The 20,489-nt window shown below is 73.2% G+C and carries 20 protein-coding genes and 1 pseudogene; 11 read left to right on the plus strand and 10 right to left on the minus strand.

Features of this window, described 5'->3' with window-relative positions; all coding sequences use genetic code 11:
* Positions 1-15: 15 nt before the first annotated feature.
* Both ACGFZN_RS02960 and ACGFZN_RS02965 read left to right on the plus strand, forming a co-directional pair.
* Complete coding sequence (locus ACGFZN_RS02960; protein WP_393856704.1) at positions 16-1,473, plus strand: ATP-binding protein; 1,458 nt, start codon at positions 16-18, stop codon at positions 1,471-1,473.
* The gene (locus ACGFZN_RS02965; RefSeq protein ID WP_393856705.1) at positions 1,470-1,823 is read left to right on the plus strand and encodes a UBP-type zinc finger domain-containing protein; all 354 of its coding nucleotides are present in this window, start codon (positions 1,470-1,472) and stop codon (positions 1,821-1,823) included. Before ACGFZN_RS02960 ends, ACGFZN_RS02965 begins: the two co-directional genes overlap by 4 nt.
* On the opposite strand, the gene ACGFZN_RS02970 is transcribed toward ACGFZN_RS02965, so the two are convergent.
* Both ACGFZN_RS02970 and ACGFZN_RS02975 read right to left on the minus strand, forming a co-directional pair.
* Positions 1,824-3,041 carry an SGNH/GDSL hydrolase family protein gene (locus tag ACGFZN_RS02970; RefSeq protein WP_393857171.1) on the minus strand — a complete coding sequence of 406 codons (1,218 nt, stop codon included), beginning with the start codon at positions 3,039-3,041 and terminating at the stop codon, positions 1,824-1,826.
* Positions 3,042-3,327: 286 nt separating this feature from the next.
* The gene (locus tag ACGFZN_RS02975; RefSeq protein WP_393856706.1) at positions 3,328-5,121 is read right to left on the minus strand and encodes a M4 family metallopeptidase; all 1,794 of its coding nucleotides are present in this window, start codon (positions 5,119-5,121) and stop codon (positions 3,328-3,330) included.
* Between the two features lie 338 nt (positions 5,122-5,459).
* Here ACGFZN_RS02975 and ACGFZN_RS02980 point away from each other — a divergent pair, with 338 nt between their 5' ends.
* From ACGFZN_RS02980 to ACGFZN_RS03010, 7 genes are all read left to right on the plus strand, one after another.
* Positions 5,460-6,134: an AIM24 family protein gene (locus ACGFZN_RS02980; RefSeq protein ID WP_393856707.1), complete on the plus strand. Its 675-nt coding sequence runs from the start codon at positions 5,460-5,462 to the stop codon at positions 6,132-6,134.
* Between the two features lie 170 nt (positions 6,135-6,304).
* Positions 6,305-7,345 (plus strand): tetratricopeptide repeat protein, encoded by a 1,041-nt coding sequence (locus tag ACGFZN_RS02985; RefSeq protein ID WP_393856708.1) that lies wholly within the window; start codon positions 6,305-6,307, stop codon positions 7,343-7,345.
* Positions 7,342-8,361, plus strand: coding sequence for a polyprenyl synthetase family protein (locus ACGFZN_RS02990; protein WP_393856709.1), 1,020 nt, complete (start codon positions 7,342-7,344; stop codon positions 8,359-8,361). Before ACGFZN_RS02985 ends, ACGFZN_RS02990 begins: the two co-directional genes overlap by 4 nt.
* Positions 8,362-8,452: 91 nt before the next feature.
* A complete protein-coding gene (locus ACGFZN_RS02995) occupies positions 8,453-9,415 on the plus strand; it encodes a threonine/serine dehydratase (RefSeq protein ID WP_393856710.1) in 963 nt (320 codons plus the stop codon).
* Between the two features lie 198 nt (positions 9,416-9,613).
* Positions 9,614-11,161 carry a serine/threonine protein kinase gene (locus ACGFZN_RS03000; protein WP_393856711.1) on the plus strand — a complete coding sequence of 516 codons (1,548 nt, stop codon included), beginning with the start codon at positions 9,614-9,616 and terminating at the stop codon, positions 11,159-11,161.
* A gap of 50 nt (positions 11,162-11,211) precedes the next feature.
* Entirely contained in the window at positions 11,212-12,183 is a 972-nt protein-coding gene (locus ACGFZN_RS03005) for an LLM class F420-dependent oxidoreductase (RefSeq protein ID WP_393856712.1), read from the plus strand.
* A gap of 94 nt (positions 12,184-12,277) precedes the next feature.
* Positions 12,278-12,703 carry an SsgA family sporulation/cell division regulator gene (locus ACGFZN_RS03010; protein ID WP_393856713.1) on the plus strand — a complete coding sequence of 142 codons (426 nt, stop codon included), beginning with the start codon at positions 12,278-12,280 and terminating at the stop codon, positions 12,701-12,703.
* Between the two features lie 50 nt (positions 12,704-12,753).
* Here the strand turns inward: ACGFZN_RS03010 and ACGFZN_RS03015 are convergent, their stop codons facing one another.
* The 6 genes and pseudogenes from ACGFZN_RS03015 to ACGFZN_RS03040 form a co-directional block, all read right to left on the minus strand.
* A complete protein-coding gene (locus ACGFZN_RS03015; protein WP_393856714.1) occupies positions 12,754-13,290 on the minus strand; it encodes a DUF6328 family protein in 537 nt (178 codons plus the stop codon).
* 53 nt (positions 13,291-13,343) lie between these two features.
* Positions 13,344-14,327, minus strand: coding sequence for an aldo/keto reductase (locus tag ACGFZN_RS03020; RefSeq protein ID WP_393856715.1), 984 nt, complete (start codon positions 14,325-14,327; stop codon positions 13,344-13,346).
* Positions 14,328-14,426: 99 nt separating this feature from the next.
* Entirely contained in the window at positions 14,427-14,984 is a 558-nt protein-coding gene (locus tag ACGFZN_RS03025) for a TetR family transcriptional regulator (RefSeq protein WP_393857172.1), read from the minus strand.
* Between the two features lie 28 nt (positions 14,985-15,012).
* A pseudogene (locus ACGFZN_RS03030) lies at positions 15,013-15,228 on the minus strand (MFS transporter); the annotation flags it as partial.
* A gap of 28 nt (positions 15,229-15,256) precedes the next feature.
* A complete protein-coding gene (locus tag ACGFZN_RS03035; protein WP_393856716.1) occupies positions 15,257-16,078 on the minus strand; it encodes a lipase family protein in 822 nt (273 codons plus the stop codon).
* Positions 16,079-16,113: 35 nt separating this feature from the next.
* Positions 16,114-17,316 carry an FAD-dependent monooxygenase gene (locus ACGFZN_RS03040; RefSeq protein WP_393856717.1) on the minus strand — a complete coding sequence of 401 codons (1,203 nt, stop codon included), beginning with the start codon at positions 17,314-17,316 and terminating at the stop codon, positions 16,114-16,116.
* A gap of 335 nt (positions 17,317-17,651) precedes the next feature.
* Here ACGFZN_RS03040 and ACGFZN_RS03045 point away from each other — a divergent pair, with 335 nt between their 5' ends.
* Together ACGFZN_RS03045 and ACGFZN_RS03050 are read left to right on the plus strand one after the other, a co-directional pair.
* Positions 17,652-18,035, plus strand: a complete 384-nt coding sequence (locus ACGFZN_RS03045; protein WP_393856718.1) for a tyrosinase cofactor — start codon at positions 17,652-17,654, stop codon at positions 18,033-18,035.
* Positions 18,036-18,069: 34 nt separating this feature from the next.
* A complete protein-coding gene (locus ACGFZN_RS03050) occupies positions 18,070-18,891 on the plus strand; it encodes a tyrosinase family protein (RefSeq protein WP_393856719.1) in 822 nt (273 codons plus the stop codon).
* Positions 18,892-18,901: 10 nt separating this feature from the next.
* Here ACGFZN_RS03050 and ACGFZN_RS03055 read toward each other — a convergent pair whose 3' ends face one another.
* Together ACGFZN_RS03055 and ACGFZN_RS03060 are read right to left on the minus strand one after the other, a co-directional pair.
* On the minus strand, positions 18,902-19,597 hold the full coding sequence (locus ACGFZN_RS03055) for a ribonuclease H (protein ID WP_393856720.1): 696 nt from the start codon (positions 19,595-19,597) through the stop codon (positions 18,902-18,904).
* Between the two features lie 33 nt (positions 19,598-19,630).
* Positions 19,631-20,425 (minus strand): VOC family protein, encoded by a 795-nt coding sequence (locus ACGFZN_RS03060; protein ID WP_393856721.1) that lies wholly within the window; start codon positions 20,423-20,425, stop codon positions 19,631-19,633.
* Positions 20,426-20,489 lie beyond the last annotated feature (64 nt).

Below are 20,489 nucleotides of genomic sequence, written 5' to 3' on the forward strand. Positions count from 1 at the left end.
CGACGGGGAGCAGCCATGAGCGGGCGGATCATGCCGTGCAGTCCGAAGGAGATCAGCTCGCTGTTCCTCTTCGAGAAGCTGAGCCCAGAGCAGCTGGGCCGGCTGTGCAGCGAGGGGCGGGTGGAGCTGTTCGAGCCCGGCCCGGTCTACACCGAGGGCGACCCGGCGACCTGCTTCTTCGTGATGATCGAGGGCACGGTGGTGCTCTCCCGCCGGGTCGCCGGCGACGACGTGGAGGTCACCCGCACCTCGCAGCGCGGGGTGTACGCGGGCGCGATGCAGGCCTACCTCGGCGACCGGGTGCGGCAGGTCTACAACAACTCGATGCGGGTCACGGAGCCGTCGCGGTTCTTCGTGCTGCCGGCGGACATCTTCGCGGACATCATGACCGAGTGGTTCCCGATGGCCGCGCACCTGCTGGAGGGCCTGTTCTTCGGCTCCAAGAACACACAGGCGGCGATCGGGCAGCGGGAGCGGCTGCTGGCGCTCGGCTCGCTGTCGGCCGGGCTCACGCATGAGCTGAACAACCCGGCGGCGGCAGCGGTCCGGGCCACCGCGACGCTGCGCGAGCGGGTCGCCAAGATGCGGCGCAAGCTCGCCGTGATCTCCGAAGGGCCCTTCTCCCGTGACGCGTTGGCGAGCCTGATCGAGATGCAGGAGCGCACCGCGGAACGGGTCGCCAAGGCGCCGGTGCTCACTCCGCTGGAGGCCGCCGACCGGGAGGACCTGCTCACCGACTGGCTGGAGGACCACGGCATCGGCCAGGCCTGGCAGCTGGCGCCCGCCTTCGTGCAGGCCGGGCTCGACGTCGACTGGCTGGAGCAGGTGGCGGCGGCCGTGGACCCGGAGATCCTGCCGGGAGCCGTGGGCTGGCTCAACTACACCATCGAGACCGAGCTGCTGATGAACGAGATCGAGGACGCCACCACCCGGATCTCGCACCTGGTCGACGCCGCCAAGCAGTACTCGCAGCTGGACCGGGCGCCCTACCGGGTGGTGGACGTCCACGAACTCCTCGACAGCACGCTGCTGATGCTGTCCGGCAAGATCGGCGCCGGCATCAAGGTCGTCAAGGAGTACGACCGCACGCTCCCGCCGGTGCCCGCCTACCCGGCCGAGCTGAACCAGGTGTGGACCAACCTGGTCGACAACGCGGTGTCCGCCGTCAACAGCGCTGGCGGCTCGGGCACGTTGACGGTGCGGACCGCGCTCGACCACGAGCGGCTGCTGGTCGAGTTCCGGGACACCGGCCCGGGTGTGCCGCCGGAGATCAAGGACCGGATCTTCGACCCGTTCTTCACCACCAAACCGGTCGGCGAGGGCACCGGGCTGGGGCTGGACATCTCCTGGCGGATCGTCGTCAACAAGCACCACGGCAGCCTGCGCGTCGACTCGGTCCCCGGCGACACCCGTTTCCAGGTGCTGCTGCCGCTGACCGTTCAGGCGCCGGAGGAAGTGGAGGAAACCGCGTGAGCACCGTCGAAGGAGTCGACCCGGGCGTCCCGCCCAGCGGCCCGGGATGTGTGGAGTGCGAGGCGGCGGGCGGCTGGTGGTTCCATCTGCGCCGGTGCGCGCAGTGCGGGCACATCGGGTGCTGCGACGACTCCCCCGCCAAGCACGCGACCGCCCACTACCACGCCACGGGGCATCCGGTGATCCGGAGTTTCGAGCCGGGCGAGGAGTGGTTCTGGAACTACGCGACGGACGAGCTGTACACGGCGGGGCCCGAACTCGCGCCGCCCGTCAGCCATCCCGCGGACCAGCCGGTGCCGGGGCCCGCCGGGCGGGTGCCGGCGGACTGGGCGGAGACGCTGCGGGGCTGATCAGCGGCCGCAGTCGAGGCTGCTCGGGCGGACCGCGTCCGCCAGGGCACGCATGCCGCGGTCGTCGGGGTGCAGATGGTCGCCGCCGTCGAGGGCCGGCCGCAGCCGCGCGGGGTCGTGCGCGCGGCGCAGGACGCGGTCGAAGTCGGTGACGGCGTCGAACTGCCCGCGGGCGCGGACGAACCGGTTCACCTGCCGGCGCACGGCGTCGGTGCGCCGGTCCCATTCTGGCCAGCCCTCGAAGGGTCCGATGGTGGCGGCGACCACGCACTTGCCCGCCGCGTGCACCCGCTGGACGATCTTCCGGTAGCCGGCGATCAGGTCCCGCGCGCGGACGCCGGTGTGCGCCTTGAGGTCGTTCACCCCCTCGAAGAGGAACACGGTGCGCACCCCGGGCAGGGACAGCACGTCCCGGTCCAGCCGGTGCAGGGCGCTCTGCCCGGCGCCGTCCGCGAGCACCTGGTTGCCCGCGATGCCCTCGTCGGCGATGCCCTGGACGGCCGTGCGGGCCCGGTGCAGGCGGCGGGCGAGGTAGTCGGGCCAGCGGCGGTCGGTGTCCGGGGTGGAGTGCCAGCCGTCGGTGAGGGAGTCGCCGAGCACGGCCACGGCCCCGGTGCCCGGACGCGAGGGCCGTACGGACACGGCGTCGAGGTACCACCAGGCGCCGGTCGTCCGCGTCCAGTGGGCGCCGCCGTCCGCGGCGGTGTGGTCGCCCCGGCCGGTGTACGACGTCTGCATCGCGAGCCAGTGGCCGGTCGCCGGTCCCGCCGCGTCCGGGGTGTGCAGGCTGACGGCGAGGTCGGTGCCGGCGGGCACCCGGCCGGGCACGGGGTCGCTCCAGGCGGTGCCGCCCGCGGGGACGGTGACGGTGCGGGCGCCGGCGAAGGTCAGCCGCCGGTTGCTGCCGGGCCGCAGGGCGGCGCCCTTGGCGCGCAGCCCGGCGTGGACGTCGTCCACGGTCAGCGGCCGGTCGCCGAAGGCGTTGCTCAGGCGGACGCGCAGATCGTCGCCGCCGACGCTGGTGTGCACGATCAGCCGGTAGTCCTGGCCGGCGGTGCCCTCGCCCAGGCGGTCGGCGCTCGCCGCCCAGGTCACGACCCCGGAGGCCCGCTCGGTGGGCGGGGGAAGGGCGCCCACGCGGGCGGGCGCCGACTGGCAGGCTGCGACGGTGAGCAGGGCGGCGGCGAGGCGGCAACCGCGGGCGAGCCGGCCGGTCACGGTGCGGCGTCCAGGAGCGTGCCGGACCCGCCGGGCCGTCTGCGGATCCTTGCGGACACGGCTGCCCATCCCACGCAGATCATGGTCGCGCCGACGCGCCTGCCGCGCACCTCGGCGGGTGTCCCGTCCGGCGCGGGCGCTCGCGCGGGGGTCGTCCAGGGCCATCCACTCCTCCAGCCGGTGACGCACGGGTACGGCCGTTCGCGCGGTACCGGTGCCCTCCGGCGGCCCGGGCATGCGGATGCCCCGCGCGGGGCGGGGCATCCGGTGGTGCGTCGGCCGTGCGTCAGTGACGGGCGGCCGGGGTGTTGGCGGCGGTGACGTTGACCGCGGCCCACGCCTTGTCCACCGTCTTGTACTCGGTGCTGTTCGCGCCGTACAGGTCCTTGGCCGCCTTCAGCGTCGCGAGCCGCGCGTCGTGGAAGTCGGTCGTGGAGACCATGTAGCGGGTCAGGGCGCGGTAGAAGATGGCGGTCGCCTTGGTGCGGCCGATGCCCTTGACCGTGGAGTGGTTGTACGTCGGCGAGTTGTAGTTCACGCCGTTGATCGTCTTCTTGCCGCTGCCCTCCGCGAGGAGGTAGTAGGCGTGCGAGGAGACACCGGAACCGGCGTGCACCTCGGTGTAGTAGGTGTCCGGCGACCAGTAGTCGATGGTGCCCTCGAGCTTGTCGAGCGACGGGTGGTCGAGGCGGCGCAGGAACTTCTGCGCCAGGCCCAGCTTCTCGCCGATCAGGTAGTCGCCGGTGTCCTTCGCGTTCTTGGCGTAGAACTCGACGTTGGAGCCGAAGATGTCGGCGAGCGACTCGTTCAGCGCGCCCGGCTCGCCGTACTGGTTGCCGTCGGAGTCGACGTAGGTCGGCTCCAGCTTGGCGGTCGCGTCCACCACGCCGTGCGTCAGCTCGTGCCCGGTGACGTCGAGGACGACGAGCGGCTTCTTGAACATGTCGCCGTCGCCGTCGCCGTACAGCATGCAGTTGCACGTCGGGTCCCAGAAGGCGTTGGCGACCTTCTTGCCCCAGTGGACCATCGCCTGGGCCGCCTTGCTGTTGTTGGCGATGCCCTTGCGGCCGAAGGTGCTCTTGTAGAAGTCCAGGGTCTTGGTGACGCCGTACTGGGCGTCGGCCGCGGCGCTGGCCCGGTTGCCGGTCGTGCCGTTGCCCCACACGTTGGTGGTGCCGGTGAACTTGGTGCCGGCGCTGAACTTCTCCGTGTACGAGCCCTTGGCGTCGCGCGTCTCGGTGCCGTACCGGCTCGGGTCCTTCAGCTGGTAGTGGCCGCGTGAGGTCTGCGTGGTGGTCAGGCCGACGGAGCCCACGAAGAGGGTCTTGCCGGTGCCCTTGGCGGCCGACGGGTAGCTCGTCGTCGCGCCGGAGACGCCGGAGCCGAGCAGGCCTGCCTCGGGGGAGGCGGAGCCGGTGCCGGTGGCCGGGTCGATGGTCTCGCCGTGCTCGCGCAGGCTCTTGAGCAGCTTCGGCGACAGGAACTCGTCGCTGTCGGGGGTGTTGCTGCGCACCTTGCCGGTGACGGCGTCGACGACGACGGTGTGGGAGCCGCCCTGGCCGTCGGTCACGCTCACCTGGTAGGAGAGGGCGGAGGAGCCGTCGCGCGCGTCGACGACGAGTTGGGCGGCGCCCGCCACGCCCTTGGCGGCCCGGGCGGCCTTCGCGGCGGCCTGGGCGGCGGTCAGTCCGGCCTTGGTGGTGGCCGGCTTCACGGCGTGATCGGCGGCGCGGGTCACGCCGGTGTAGGCCAGCTTGCGGTCGAGGTGGACGACGAGGTCGCCGCCGATGACGGGCAGGCCGTCGTGGGTGCGGACGAAGCGGACGTGCCGGGCGCCCTCGGGGTCGAGCATGACGTCCTGGGCGTGCAGTGCGTCGCCCTGGGAGACGCCGGTCGCCGAGGCGTGGGCGAAGGCCGCGGTGCGCGCCGCCTCCACCACCGCGGTGGCGTTCGTGGTGGCGGACGCCGAGGACCGCTGCACCCCCGTCGAGGGACCCGCGAATGCCGTACCGGCCAGGCCCGTGGCAGCGGTCGTCACCGCGATGGCGACGGCGACGCTGCGTATGTGCGGTCTACGCAAGGATCAAGGTTCCTTTGTCTGCAGCGGCCGGGGTCACCAACCGCCCTGAGGCATGGCGCGGTTGCGCGCCACGGGGGCTGGTCGGGCCCCAGGGCGTAACCCTTACGGATCAGTCATGTGCACGTAAAGGCGGAATGATCGATTTCGCGACCTTCTATGGCAATCCTTTACGAATGCGTGTCACAGAGTGATCGCCGACTGACCAACTGTGCGTCGCCTGTGCAGACGTTCAGGCCATCTCCCAGGTTGCACGGCCGGAATGTGACCGACGTCGCACACGCCTTCGCGCGGGCGGAGGGCCCTGGCGCCGATGCTCTGCGGGAGGAGACCATGCCCGCATGAAGGGTGATCTCTTTTCCCGTGAGCACGTGGTGCGGCCGGCCGTGGAGCCGGGCATGTCCGTCGAGAACGCCAAGTGCCTCAAGTACGCGGTGGACGGCGAGATGTACGCCCGCCAGGGCGCGATGGTCGCCTACCGGGGCAGCCTCGCCTTCGAGCGCAAGGGGCAGGGCGTCGGCGGCATACTGAAACGCGCGGTCACCGGTGAGGGGCTGCCCCTCATGGCGGTGCGCGGCCGGGGCGAGGCCTGGTTCGCGCACGAGGCGCAGAACTGCTTCATCGTCGAGCTGGAGCCCGGCGACCGGTTCACGGTCAACGGCCGCCACGTGCTGTGCTTCGACGCCTCGCTGTCGTACGACATCAAGACCGTCAAGGGCTCGGGCATCGCCGGCGGCGGCCTGTTCAACAGCGTGTTCGGCGGGCACGGCCGGCTCGGCCTGGTCTGCGACGGCACCCCGCTGGTCATCCCGGTCTCGGCGCAGGCGCCGGTGTACGTCGACACCGACGCGGTGGTCGGCTGGACCGCGCAGCTGCAGACCTCGTTGCACCGGTCCCAGTCCATCGGCTCGATGCTGCGCGGCGGTTCCGGAGAAGCCGTGCAACTGATGCTCCAGGGCGAGGGTTTCGTCGTGGTGCGCCCCAGCGAGGTGACCGCGCAGGCACAGCAGCACTGAACCTTCACACGGTGATCCGCACCGCCCGGGCAACCCGCGCCGCCGTACCCGCGTCTTGATCGTCGACAGACCGACACGCCCCGGTCCGCTCGGGCCGGGGCGTCTTCCGACCCACCTATACACGCCATGTATACACACTATGTATACACATCGCGTATAGAAAGGCACGCATGTACGGCAAGGCTTTCGCCCCCGAATATCAGGGCGCCCTGACCACCCTGTCCGTGAACTCCTCGCTGGTCGATGTGCTGACGGAGGGCACCGAGAAACTGCGCGAGGCCGAGGGGTCCGGGCGTCACGCCGAGGCGGCCCGCTGCGGGCTCGCCGTGGCCGAGGCGCACCGGCGGCTCGGCCACGTACGGGACGCCGACCGGGCGTGGAAGGCGAGTTACCGCGCCGCCCGCGCGGCCGGCGACACCGCCGCGATGGCATGGGCCCTGTGGAGCGGCGGCACCCTGGCCCGGCAGCGCGGCGCCTTCCCGCTGGCCTGGCGGCTGCTGGGGCTCGCGGCCGAACTCGGCGAACGCGGCGGGGACGTCGTGGTCCGCGGCTACTCGCTGGCCGGTCTCGCGGAGACCGGCCGGATCCAGGGCGACTACGCGGCGGTCGGCCGGCTGCACGAGCAGCTGCTGGCCGAGGCGCGCAGGCGCGGCGAGGCCCGGCACACGGTGTGGGCGCTGGAGGGCATCGCCCAGATGCACCGCAACACCGGCGACCACGACCGGGCGTACGCGCTGTTCGAGGAGGCGGCGGAGATAGCCGAGCGGGCGGAGGACCGGCGCGGGCTCGCCTGGGCGCTGCGCGGACTCGCCGACATCCTCTCGGTGCGCGACAAGGACACCGAGCGCGCGCTGGAGCTGCTGTCCCGCGCGGAGGCCGACTGCCGGGCGATGAACCTCTCCAGCGCGCTCGCCTACAACCACAAGATGCGCGGCAACGTCCTGTACCGGGCCGGGCGTTACACCGAGGCGCGGGGGATCTACGAGCTGGCGCTGACGGAGTTCCGCGCCATGAGCGAGCCGCGCGGCGAGGCGCTGGCCCGGCTGGGCCTGGCCAAGTCGCTGGCGCGGCTCGGGCGGGACCGCGCCGAGACGGCGGCCGAACTCGCCGATCTGGCGCGGACGGTGGAGCGCAGCGGACTGAAGCACGCCCGGGAGATGGTGGCCCGGGCCCAGGAGGAGTTCGGCCTCGGCACGGAGGAGGCCCGGTGACCGCCGTACAGGCTCCGCCGTCCGCCGCCGACGTCCTCGACCGGTGCCGCCGATGGACGGACCCGGCGCTGCGCGAGGCGGTCGGCCGGCTGCACCCGTGGGTGGCGGAGATGGCCGCGTACTCCTTCGGCTGGTGCGAGGTCGGCGGGGCGCCCGCCGCCGCGCCCGGCGGCAAGGGCGTACGGCAGGCGCTGGCCGTGCTCGGCGCGGAGGCGGCGGGGGCCGACGGGCGGACCGGCGTCCCGGCCGCGGTCGCGGTGGAACTGGTGCACGCCTTCTCGCTGCTGCACGACGACATCATGGACGGTGACGCGACCCGGCGCCGCCGCCCGGCCGTGTGGCAGGCCTACGGCACCGGCCCGGCGGTGCTCGCCGGGGACGCCCTGTTCGCGCTGGCGGTTCAGACGCTGGCCCGGGCGCCGCGGGGCGCCGGCGCCGTACGGCTGCTGTCGGCGGCCCTCGCCGACCTGGTGCGCGGGCAGGCCGACGACCTGCTGTTCGCCGCCCGGCCGTGCACCGGCCCGGGGCGGGTGACGCCGGAGGAGTACCGGGCGATGGCGGAGGGCAAGACCGGCGCCCTGCTGGGCTGCGCCGTCGCGCTGGGCGCCCTGCTCGGCGGGGCGGACGAGGCCGCGGTCGGCGCGCTGGACCAGGCCGGGCGGCGGCTCGGTGTCGCCTTCCAGCTGGTCGACGACGTGCTGGGGATCTGGGGCGACCCGGACGTCACCGGCAAGCCGGTGGGCGGCGATCTGCGGGAGGGCAAGAAGACCTATCCGGTGCTGGCCGCGCTCGGCTCCCCGGCGGCCCGCGCGCTGCCCGGGCTGCTCGGTGCGCCGGGCCGGGCGGACGAGGCCGCCGCGCTGATCGAGGCGGCGGGCGGCCGTACGGCGGCGCTGGCCGAGGCCCGTGCGCACACGGCCGCCGCCCGGGCGCTGTTCACCCGGGCACCCGCGGTCCCCGCAGCGGCACGGGATCTGCTGCGGCTGCTGGACTCCCTGGTGGGCCGCGCGCTGTAGGCGGCGGGCGAAACCGTGTTGACCATCGCGCTCCCCGCGGGTCAGGGTGCCTTCGGCGCGGCCCTCACCCCGCGCCGGAAGGGTGAACACCTTGATCGGCATCAAGGAGATCGAAGCCGCCGCGGAGCGGATCGCCGGACAGGTCGTGCGGACGCCGACCGTGCCGAGTCCGGGCCTGACCGCGCTGCTCGGCGTCCCGGTCACCGCCAAGCTCGAACTGCTCCAGCGCACCGGCTCGTTCAAGGCGCGCGGGGCGACGGCGAAGCTGCTGTCGCTGAGCGAGGCCGAGCGGGCGGCGGGCGTGGTCGCGGTCAGCGGCGGCAACCACGGGATCGCCCTCGCGGTGATGGCCGCGGCCCTCGATGTGAAGGCGACCGTGGTCATGCCCCGCACCGCGCCCGAGCGGTCCGTCGCGCTCGCCGAGCGGGCGGGGGCGCAGGTGCGGCTGACCGACGGCATGGACAGCGCCTTCGAGCTGGTGACGCGGCTCCGGGACGAGGGCCTGACCCTGGTCCACCCCTTCGACGACCCGCTGGTGATCGCCGGGCAGGGCACGGTCGGGCTGGAGCTGGCCGAGGACGCGGGCGAGGAGCTGACGGACGTCCTCGTCAGCATCGGCGGCGGCGGGCTGATCGCCGGGATCGCCGCGGCCCTCGCCGCCCGGCGGCCCGGCGTGCGCGTGTGGGGTGTGGAGACCGAGGGCGCCGAGGCCATGTCGGCCGCGCTGAAGGCGGGCGGACCGGTGCCGGTGCCCCTGTCGTCCCTGGTCACCACCCTCAGCGCGCCCTCCGTGTCCCAGCTGACGTACGACCATGTGTCCGCGCTGGTCGAGGAGGTGCTGGTGGTGCCGGACCGGGACGCGGTGCAGGGCTCGCTGGACCTCGCCGAGCACGCCAAGGTGTGGGCCGAGCCTGCCGCGGGCTGTCTGCTGCCGGCCGCCCGGCGGGTCGCGGCGCGCGTCGGCGACGGCGCCCGGATCGGGCTCGTGGTCTGCGGCGGCAACACGACACCGCGCGAACTGACCGGCTGGGCGGAGCGGTTCGGGCTGCTGTGAACCGGGGCCGCATCCGGCGGCTTACCGTCGGTTACCCGCAGGTTGAACCATCGCCGGGTGCGGCCAACGCAAAGTCGCAAGCCCTTTCGAAGAATTGAATGAAAGGCAGGAACCGCGCCGGGTCACGGATTCTTTGAACGCACCCCCGCACGCGCCGCGTACCTCTGTCAGGACACGAAACAGGGGTTTCAGCGAGGGATGACCATGACCAAGTCGCACGTCTCCGCACACGAACTGGTCGCCGGGCGGTACCGGCTCCTGGAGGTCCTCGCCCGCGAGACGAACCGCCTGTGGTGGTACGCCGAGGACGTGGCCGCCGAGCAGCCCCGCCTGGTGGCGCAGACCGCGCTGCCGGAGCCGGCAGGCGACGACTCCGCCCGCCGGGTCACGGCCCGTGTCGTGCGGACCTCCGAGACGATGCGGCTGCTGTGCCCGGGGCAGGTCGCCCAGGTCGTCGACGCCGTGGTGGAGGCGGGCGTCCTGTGGACGGTCACCGAGTGGATCGACGGCACACCGCTCGGCGAACTCCTGGACCGCGAGGGCGCGTTCAACGCGCTGCGGGCGGCCCGGATCGGCCTGGAGCTGCTGGACGTGCTGCACGCCGCGCACGAGGAGGGCATCACGCACGGCGAGCTGAGCCCCGGCCAGGTCTTCGTCCGCGGCAGCGGCCCGGTCGTCGTCGCCGGGTTCGGGCTGGCCGGCGCGACCCTGGTGCCGCGGCTCACGGCTCCGTCGTACGCCTCGCCGGAGCAGGCCCGTGACGAGCGGATCGGGCCGGCCGCCGACCTGTGGGCGCTGGGTGCGCTGCTGTACACGATGGTGGAGGGCCGGCCGCCGTTCCGGGACCGCGGCCGGCCCGACGCCACCCTGAAGGCGGTGGACCGGCTGCCGCTGCGCACCCCCCTGCGCGCCGGGCCGCTCACCCAGGCGGTGCAGGGGCTGCTGCGGAAGAACTCGCGGGAACGGCTGACCCGGCCGGTGGTCCGCGAGGCGCTCGTCCGGGTACTGGACGAGGACGCCGACGCCGACCGGCAGCCGGCGCCCGTGCCCCGGCTGCGCGCCGCGTACGCGGGAGTGCGCCTCGCCGCGCGGCAGCGGGGCAGAACGGCCCTGGCCGTCGGCACCGCGCTGGCCGTGCTCACCGTCGCCGCCGCCGTCCTGGCCGCCACCCACGGCCCCACCGGTCCCGGCGCCGCGCAGGCACCGGCTCGCACCGGCGTCTCCGCCCCGCCGACCGGCACCGCCACCGCCACGCCGTCCCCCACGGCGAGCGCTCCGGCCGCGCTGCCCGCCGGCTACCGCCGCTACACCGCCCCGGAGGGCTTCTCCCTGGCCCTGCCGGACGCCTGGAAGCGGCTGACCACCACCCGTGTCACCGGCGCCTACCGGGTCGTCTTCGGCCGCGACGGCACCTCCCCCACCCTCGCCGTCACCCACAGCGAGCACGTCGGCCCGGATCCGGTGGCGATCTGGCGGGACGACGTGGAACCGGGGCTGCGGCGGCTCCCCGGCTACGGCCGCGTCGGCGGTGTGCGCGCCCTCACCTACCAGGGGCACCCGGCCGCCGACCTGGAGTGGCTCGCGGGCTCCGGGGCGGCACGGGTGCACACCTTCGGCCGCGGCTTCCTCACCGGCGGCGACGGCTTCTCCCTGCGCTTCACCACGCCGGCCACGGCCTGGGACGACCCGGCCAACCGGCTGGCGCTGACGACCTTCCTGCGCACGTTCCGGGCGCCGGCGGACTGACCGGAGCCCGCGGCTCGTTTTCGCACCGCCGGCGCGGGGACTCGCCCCCTATGGTGCAAATCGGATACACGATGATGACCGAGCAGGCAGGCCCCCGGGAGCTGGTGGACCATGTGGTCCGGGCCGAGGAGGCCGGGTTCGACTTCTCGGTGATCTCCGACCATTACTTTCCGTGGCTGCGCTCGCAGGGCCACTCGTCCTACGCGTGGAGCGTGCTGGGCGCCGCCGCCCAGGCCACCTCGCGGATTCCGCTGATGACCTATGTCACCTGCCCGATCCTGCGCTACCACCCGGCGATCGTGGCGCAGAAGGCGGCCACCGTGCAGCTGCTGTCCGAGGGCAGGTTCCGGCTCGGGCTCGGCGCCGGCGAGAACCTGAACGAGCATGTGGTGGGCGGCGGCTGGCCCCCGGTCGACGTGCGCCACGAGATGCTCGAGGAGGCCGTGGAGATCATCCGCGCGCTGTTCGAGGGCGGCCACGTCACCCGTCACGGGCAGCACTACGACGTGGAGTCGGCCCGGCTGTGGGACCTGCCGGAGCAGCCGCCGCCGATCGGGATCGCCGTCTCCGGAGAGCAGTCCTGCAAGCTCGCCGGGCACCTCGCCGACCTGGTCATCGCCACCGAGCCCAAGCAGGGGCTGCTGGAGGCGTTCGACCGGCACGGCGGCAGCGGCAAGCCCCGGGTCGGCCAGCTGCCGGTGTGCTACGACCCCGACCGGGACACGGCGGTCAAGCGGGCCCACTCCCAGTTCCGCTGGTTCGGGCTCGGCTGGAAGGTGAACGCCGAACTCCCGCACCCCGACGCCTTCGAGGCCGCGACGCAGTTCGTGGACGAGGACGACGTCGCCGCGTCGATCCCGTGCGGCGACGACCCGGACGCCTTCGTCGAGGCCGTACGGCCGTACGCCGAGGCGGGGTTCGGGGAGGTGGCCCTGGTGCAGATCGGCGGCGACGCGCAGCCGGAGTTCCTGGACTGGTCCGCGAAGACCCTGCTGCCGGCGCTCCGGGAGGCGTTCGGCTGATCCCGTCCGCCGGAAATCGGCCACGGGCATGAACATCCCCGGCGCCACGGGGTACTAGGACGCCCTGAGCCGATCGAGGCCCGGAGGCCCGCCCGTGAACACGTTCGTGCACAAGACGCTGGTGGTACAGCTCCGCGCGGAAGGCACCGGACGGTGTCCGGTGCTGGCGCATCTCAGTTACGACGCCGACGACCCGTTCGCCGTCACCGCCGCCTTCGGCCACGACGGCCGGGTGCTGGCGTGCTGGCGGCTGGACCGGGAGATGCTCTGGGCCGGCCTGGAGCGGTCCGTCGGAGTCGGGGACGTACGCCTGCGACCGGTCGTGAAGGGCGCGCTGCGGGAGCTGCGGATGGAGTTCCTCGGGGACGTGCGGCCGGACGGCGGGCGGCACCACGCGGTGGTGTTCGCCTGGGCGCCCGCGGTCGCCGCGTTCCTGCGGGAGACCCACCGCGTCGTCCCGCCGGGCCGGGAACGGGTCGCGGTGGACGCGCTGTTGACCGAGATCCTCTCCGCGGGCTGAGCGGCCCGGACGGCTCGGACGGCCCGGAAGCAGGCTCGGACAGCGGCCGCTCAGCGGGACTTTCGGGCGGAGTCGGCGGGCGGGTTCTCACCCTGGTCCGCGGAGGAGGGCGCGTACCTGTGGCGGGCCCACAGCGGCAGGCCGAACCAGCACACCAGGTACCAGGCGACGACGGCCGTCACCAGCCACGGCACATACGGGTTGCGCGTGGCCACCCGCAGGATCAGCAGCTGCGCGAACGTCATCGTGCCGAACAGCAGCACCAGGCCGACGAGGGTCATCCGGGACGCCAGCCGCACCGCCTGCGGCTTGACCATGCGGCCGGAGACGAGGCGGTGCAGGGAGACGGGACCGATGAGGGCGCCCGTCGTGCAGGCGCCCAGGATGACGGTCACGATGTAGATGACCTGGTTGGTGTGGGAGAGCGTCGTGTACTTCGGGTAGAAGACGACGGTCAGCAGGAAGCCGAAGAGGATCTGCACGCCCGTCTGGGCGACGCGGACCTCCTGGATGAGTTCGCCCCACATCCGGTCGGCCCGCTCCTCCTCGGTCTCGTGCCGGCCTCTGCGCAGTCCGTCCTCCGTCATGCGGTCTCGGGTAACCGCACGGACGTTCCTTCAAACGATCGGTGCCGCCGTGACTACCAGCGGTGTTCGACCTGATCCTTGATCCGGCGCTCGTACAGCTCCCGGATGGCGGTGAAGGTCTCCTGCGGCAGCGGCGGCAGCTTGGCGGCGGCCGCGTTGGCGCGGGCCTGCTCCGGGTTGCGGGCGCCGGGGATCACCGTGGTCACGCCGTCCTGCTCGATGATCCAGCGCAGGGCCAGCTGGGCCGGGGTGTAGCCCTCGGGGGCGAGCGCGGCGAACTCGGCGGCCGCCTCGACGCCCGTCTCGTAGTCGACGCCGGAGAAGGTCTCGCCCTGGTCGAAGGCCTCGCCGTGCCGGTTGAAGGTGCGGTGGTCGTTGGCGGCGAACACAGTGTCCTTGGTGTACTTGCCGGACAGCAGCCCGGAGGCGAGCGGCACGCGCGCGATGATGCCGACGCCGGCCTCGCGGGCGGCGGGCAGCACCTCGTACAGGGGCTTCATGCGGAACGGGTTGAGGATGATCTGCACGCTCGCCACGTGCGGCCGGGCGATCGCGGTCAGCGCCTCCGCGCAGGTCTCCACGCTCACCCCGTACGCCGCGATGCGCTCCTCCTCGACCAGGGTGTCCAGGGCGTCGAACACCGCGTCGGAGGAGTAGACGGGGGTGGGCGGGCAGTGCAGCTGGACCAGGTCGATCCGGTCGACGCCGAGGTTGCGGCGCGAGCGGTCGTTCCAGGCGCGGAAGTTGTCCAGGACGTAGTTCCCGGGGATCTGCTCGACCCGGCGGCCCATCTTGGTCGCCACCAGCACGTGCAGGTCGGGGCGGGTGCGCAGGAAGGTGGCGATGGTCGCCTCGCTGCGGCCGTCGCCGTAGACGTCGGCCGTGTCGAAGAAGGTGACGCCCGACTCGGCCGCCGCCTCCAGGACGGCCTCCGCCTCCTTGGCGTCCACGTCGCCCCAGTCGGCGCCCAGCTGCCATGTGCCGAGGCCGATCACCGATGCCCACTGCCCCGACCTGCCGATTACGCGTTCGTCCATGGCGTCAGTGTGTCATCCGCCACCCGACCGCGCGGAACCGACCGCTCCGAAGGCGGCGGCCGGATGCCGTTCACCCGTCCGGGCGAGAGGCCCCCGTGCTCAGGCTCCAGGCGTCAACTGCGCCTGGACCAGCGGCCCGTAGCGGTCGGCGAGGGTGTCGGGGCCGGCCCCGCGCAGGTCCGGGCCGCGTGCGATGCCGTACATGACGCCGAGCCCGACTAGCGCGGCGACGGCGAGTTCGGCACGCAGGCCGGCACCGGAGCCGGTGAGCCGGGCGGCGAGGCGTTCGGTCACCTGGGCGCGGAAGTCGGCGCGCAGGACGTCGCCGTGGTCGCCGTGCTGCGGGGCGAAGGCGATGCGCAGCAGCGGGTCGGCGCCGCGCTCGCGCCGGCCGGTGAGGACGTGCCGGACCATGTGCCGGCCGAGGCCGGCGAGCGGCGCGTCCAGCAGGGCGTCGGCGTCGGTGTCGAAGGACATCACGCGGGCGAACAGGGCGTCCTTGTTGCCGAAGTACTTCACGATCAGCGGCGGGCTGACACCGGCGCGTTCGGCGACCGCCTTCAGCGTGATGTCGCCGTGCGCGTGCCGGGCGAGCAGGTGGCGGGCCGCTTTCAGGATGGCCTCCTTGGTGGCCTCGGCGTCGCGGCGCGCGGACATGCCCGGTGCGGGTGGGGTGCTCACCCCCTCATGCTCCCTCCATCGCCTGGTCGCGGGTGCCCCGGGTGGCGCTCCCGCGGCGCCGGACGCCGTCCGCGGGGCCGTCGCCGGGAATGGACAGGGCGGCGGCGCGGGCGGCGAGGGCGACGGCGCCCGCCATGGCGAACGCGAGCAGGTAGCCGTGCAGGGTGGGGACCGGGGCGCCGCCGACCGGGGTGCTGTGGTGCACCAGGACGGCTTTCACCCGGCACGCCGGCGTCCGCCGGGAGCGCTCAGCCGAGGTTCTCCTCCAGAGCCGCGAGGTAATGGGGCATCAGATGGTCGCGCAGGCCATCGGATTCGGGTGCGAAGGCATCGGCGGTCAGTGCGCCGGCCCGGTCGGTGAGGGCCGAGAACATCGGCATGCTCTCGTGCAGCCTGCCGCCGGAGTCGATGTAGCGCAGCGCGCGGACGTGGGTGAAGACGGGCTCGGGCGGCAGCTGGGCGACGAGGTCGCCGTTGTTGACGAAGCGGTACATCCGGCCGCCGTACCCCTGGTGGAACGCCTCGGCCAGCAGCCGGTCGCAGGTGCGCGGCTGGCCGTAGGTGTAGACGCCGTCGGCGGCCAGGTACGGGTCCTCCAGGTACATCCTGGCGCCGGCCAGCATCGCGAGGGCGCCGCCCAGGCCGTGCCCGGTGAGGTAGACGGCCTGGCCGTGCGTGCGCAGGTCGCCGAGGGCCCGCTGGACGTCCGGGTAGAGCGGCTCCAGGGCCTCGGCGAAGCCCTGGTGGACGTAGCCGTTGCCGCCGGGGCCGGGCTTGAGCGGGGTGCCGGGGTCGGTGAGCCAGTCCCTGATCCGGGCGGGCTCGGTGCCGCGGAAGGCGGTGACGATCATCCGGTCGCTCGCCAGGGTGCAGGCCTGGACGGCATCCAGCGGGAAGGGCGGGGTGAACCGGCTCTCGTGGTGGCGCACCCGGTCGAAGCCCCACCGCGCGGCCTGGGCCTCGACGGTGGCGCGGTCCTCATGGGCGAGGCCGGCCGCGCGGGCCAGCCAGTAGGCGCGTCGCAGGCTGTATCCGGACGAGGTCTGGTCGAACGGGGCGGGCACGGCCATGGGCGGTTCTCCTCGGTGCGGTGGGTGGCCGGCGGTCAGCCGCGGTGGTCCGACGACCGGGCGTGCAGGGTGCTCGCCACCCTGGGGCCGAGCCAGCGCTTGAGCCTGCGCAGCGCTTGAAGCCTGCCTGTCGCCTTGTCGAGGCCGTAGTACAGCTGCGGCGGGACGTACGGCAGCAGCGGCGAGTGCCGCTGGCCGAGCAGCGCGAACATGCGGTGCGGGGGCAGGTGGATGTAGCGGGGCAGGTTCTCGTACCACTGGGCGCTGTAACGGGCCGCGCTCTGCACGGACAGCAGTTCGGCCTGGCGCCGCCGCTCGTAGGCGCCGAGGGCCTCGGGCAGGCCGGTGTGCTCGTGCAGGGCGCGGGCGAGGCACATGGCGTCCTCCAGGGCCAGGGTGGTGCCCGCGCCGACGGAGTAGTGGGTGGTGTGGGCGGCGTCGCCGAGCAGGACCAGGTTGCCGTGGTGCCAGGTGCGGTTGGTGAGGGTGCGGAAGGTCTGCCAGCCGGCGCCGGGGCGGCCGATGAGCGGGTGGCCGTCGAGGACGCCGGCGAAGAGCTTCTCCAGCAGGGCGACACCGTCCGCCTGGCTCGCCCGGTCCAGGCCGAGGCCGGTGAAGGTCTCCGGTGAGCACTCGACGACGCAGGTGCTGTGGTCGCAGCTGTAGCGGTAGCCGTAGATCCAGATCCAGCCGTGCTCGGTCTCGGTGAAGGCGAAGGTGAAGGCGTCGAAGATCTTGGTGGTGCCGAGCCAGACGTAGGGGTTGCGGCCGGGGACGATCCGGGTGCCGAAGGCCGCGGCGTGCCGGGTGCGCAGGGCGCTGCGCACGCCGTCCGCCGCGACGACGAGGTCGGCGCCGGCCGGCGGTTCGGTGATCTCGCTGTCGAACTCCAGCCGTACGCCGAGCCGGCGGGCCCGGTCGGCGAGCAGCTCGAGCAGCCGGTGGCGGCCGATGCCGAACCCCTCGTCACCGCGGTGACGGGTCGTCAGGCCGCCCACGTGGGCGACGCCGTCGCTCCAGGTGACGGACGCGTCCTCGATCGCCCGCGCGGTGGCTGCGTCGTGCGCCTGGAGCTTGTCGAGGAAGGAGCGCCAGTACGTCACGCCCCAGCCGTAGGTCGAGCCCTCGGGATCGCGCTCGTGCACGGTGATCTCATGGGCGGGGTTCTGCCGCTTGAGCAGGATGGCGAGGTACAGACCCGCGGGCCCGCCCCCGACGCAGACGACCTTCACACGCACACCCCTGACAGTCACTGGACGTGATCGAACGGCACCGGAGGGTATCAGGACGGCCGGGTCGTGCGATCGCGTCAGTCTGGTGTGGTGAGCCGGGCCACTCGGACGGACGGCGCACGGCAAGGATCACCGGAATCGGGTCGGACCCGGCAAGGAATTCCCCGTTCCGGGGCGGGCCGCCCTCCCCCACGGCAAGATCATCTTGATTCAACGCTGTACGACATGTGGCCACTTGTCCGGATCACGGTCCACCGGCTCCGGGTGATTTCCTCCCGCCCCGAAGGCCCCGGTAGGCATGCGTCGTCACCACCCCGAACACGCCTTTCAGGAGGACCCGTATGCCCGACATCACCCGGCGCCGCGCGCTCACCGCGACGGCGGCCCTGGCCGCGACGGCCGGCGTCACCGTCTTCGCGGCCCCCGCCGCCGCGCCTGCCGTCGGCCACGACCACCCGGTGCCGATGCCGCGAGCCTTCGACGAGGTCTACCGGGGCCGCCGGATACAGGGCCGTCCGACGAGCGGCGGCGACCACCACCACGAACACGGCGGCGGATACGAGGTGTTGGTCGACGGCGTCCGGCTGCACGTGATGCGCAACGCCGACGGCACCTGGATCAGCGTCGTCAGCCACTACGCCCCGGTGCCCACCCCGCGCGCCGCCGCCCGGACCGCCGTGGACGAGCTGCAGGGCGCCCCGCTGCTGCCCTTCCCCGCCAACTGACCGCCGCCGCAAGGACTCCGGAGCACCGCGCACCATGACCGTACGCAAGAACCAGGCCGCCCTGACCGCCGACGAGAAGCGCCGTTTCGTCGCCGCCGTCCTCGAACTCAAGCACAGCGGGCGCTACGACGACTTCGTCCGCACCCACAACGCCTTCATCATGTCGGACACCGACACCGGCGAGCGGACCGGCCACCGCTCGCCGTCCTTCCTGCCCTGGCACCGCAGGTTCCTGCTGGACTTCGAGCGGGCGCTGCAGTCGGTGGACCCCTCGGTCGCGCTGCCGTACTGGGACTGGAGCGCCGACCGCACGGTGCGGGCCGCGCTGTGGGCGCCGGACTTCCTCGGCGGCACCGGGCGCAGCGGCGACGGCAGGGTGATGGACGGCCCGTTCGCCGGGTCCGCCGGCAACTGGCCGATGACCATACGCGTCGACGGCCGTACGTTCCTGCGCCGCTCGCTGGGCACGGCCGTACGGGAGCTGCCGACACGCGCCGAGGTGGAGTCGGTGCTGTCGATGCCGACGTACGACATGGCGCCGTACAACAGCGCCTCGGACGGCTTCCGCAACCACCTGGAGGGGTGGCGCGGGGTCAATCTGCACAACCGGGTCCACGTCTGGGTCGGCGGGCAGATGGCCACCGGAGTCTCCCCCAACGACCCGGTGTTCTGGCTCCACCACGCCTACGTCGACAAGCTGTGGGCCGAGTGGCAGCGGCGGCATCCGGACGCGGGGTACGCCCCCACGGGCGGCACGCCCGACGTCGTCGACCTCGGCGAGACGATGAAGCCGTGGAACGACGTGCGCCCGGCGGACCTGCTGGACCACACCGCGTTCTACACGTTCGACGCCTGAGGACGGCGGATCAGGCCTCGGCGGTACGGCACTCCGGGTGGCCCCAGCCCTGTGCGTTCTTGGCGATGGACTCGCCGGCCGCGTAGGAGCGGCCGCACAGGCAGCGGCCGGGGAACTTCGCCTTGATGGTGCGGGCGGACGCCGTGCCGCCGGTACGGCGGGGCGCCTTCCTGCGCGGGGCGGACGCCTTCGGGGTGCCGGGCGAGGGCGGCGGCTCGGGGGAGCCGAGCGCGCTGCCCGCCGCCTGCTGGACGGAGGCGGCCTGGCTGGCGGCGCGGTCGGCGAAGTCGTTGAGCGGGTCGCCGTCGGCCTGGTGGGCCGGGACGTAGCGGAACTCGACCTCGCGGCCGTCGAGGAGCGCGTCGATGCGCACGACCAGGTCCTGGTTGGCGACGGGCTTGCCGGCGGACGTCTTCCAGCCGTTGCGCTTCCAGCCGGGCAGCCAGGCGGTGACGGCCTTCATCGCGTACTGGGAGTCCATCCGGATCTCCAGCGGCACCTCCGGCGCGACCGCGGTGAGCAGCCGCTCCAGCGCGGTGAGCTCCGCGACGTTGTTGGTGGCCCGGCCGAGCGGACCGGCCTCCCAGCGGGCGGGGCTCCGCTCGTCGCCGTCCGAGACCACCCACGCCCATCCGGCCGGTCCCGGGTTTCCCTTCGAAGCCCCGTCGCACGCGGCCACCACACGTTCACGCATACGCCCGATCATGCCACGGCCGCGGCGGGCGCCGTCCCCTGCCGGTCAGACCTCCTCGACCCTGGGCATCTCGCCCACCGTGGTCGTGATGTCGATCACGGAGAAGTTCGCACCCTGCGGGTCGCTGAGCGCCGCGAACCGGCCGAAGGGGCTGCTCATCGGCCCGAAGCGGAGGACTCCGCCGAGCCTGGTCGCACGGGCCACGGCCGCGTCGCAGTCGTCGACGGTGAAGTAGACGTTGATGTACGAGGGCACCTCGGGCGGGAAGTCGTCGGTCATCCGCATCCGGCCCAGCACGGTGTCCTCGCCGATGTCGAACATCCGGAAGTCCACCGCGTCGTCCACGATGTCCTTCATGCGGTACGGGAAGACGGCGGAGAAGAAGGCGTCGGCCTTCTCGGGCTCGCGGGTGAAGACCTCCGCCCAGCAGTAGGCGCCCGGGGTCGCCGTCGCCTCGAAGCCCTCGTGGACGCCCGCCTGCCAGACGCCGAAGACGGCCCCGCTGGGCTCACGGGCCAGGCACATCGTGCCGAAGTCCCCGACCTGCATCGGCTCCATCAGCACCTCGCCGCCGTTCTCCCGGATCTTCTCCGCGGTGGCCGCGGCGTCCGGGGAGGCGAAGTACAGGCACCACTGCGACTGGCCCTCCTGGCCGGGCATGGGCGGGACGACGGCGGCCACCGCCTTGCCCTGCGCGTAGGCCTGCGTGTAGTGGCCGTACTCCGACGACGACTCGCCGAAGGTCCAGCCGAGGACGTCGCCGTAGAACCGCTTGGCTCCCTCGACGTCGCCGAACATCGCATCGGCCCAACAGGGCGTTCCCTCGGGTTGCACGGCCATGCTGCGGCCCTCCTGGTGTGTGTCCCGTACGGATGGTTCCCCGCCCTTCGAGGCCCTTCGTCCC

The sequence above is a fragment of the Streptomyces sp. NPDC048192 genome (genome assembly GCF_043202415.1).
Classification (GTDB): domain Bacteria; phylum Actinomycetota; class Actinomycetes; order Streptomycetales; family Streptomycetaceae; genus Streptomyces.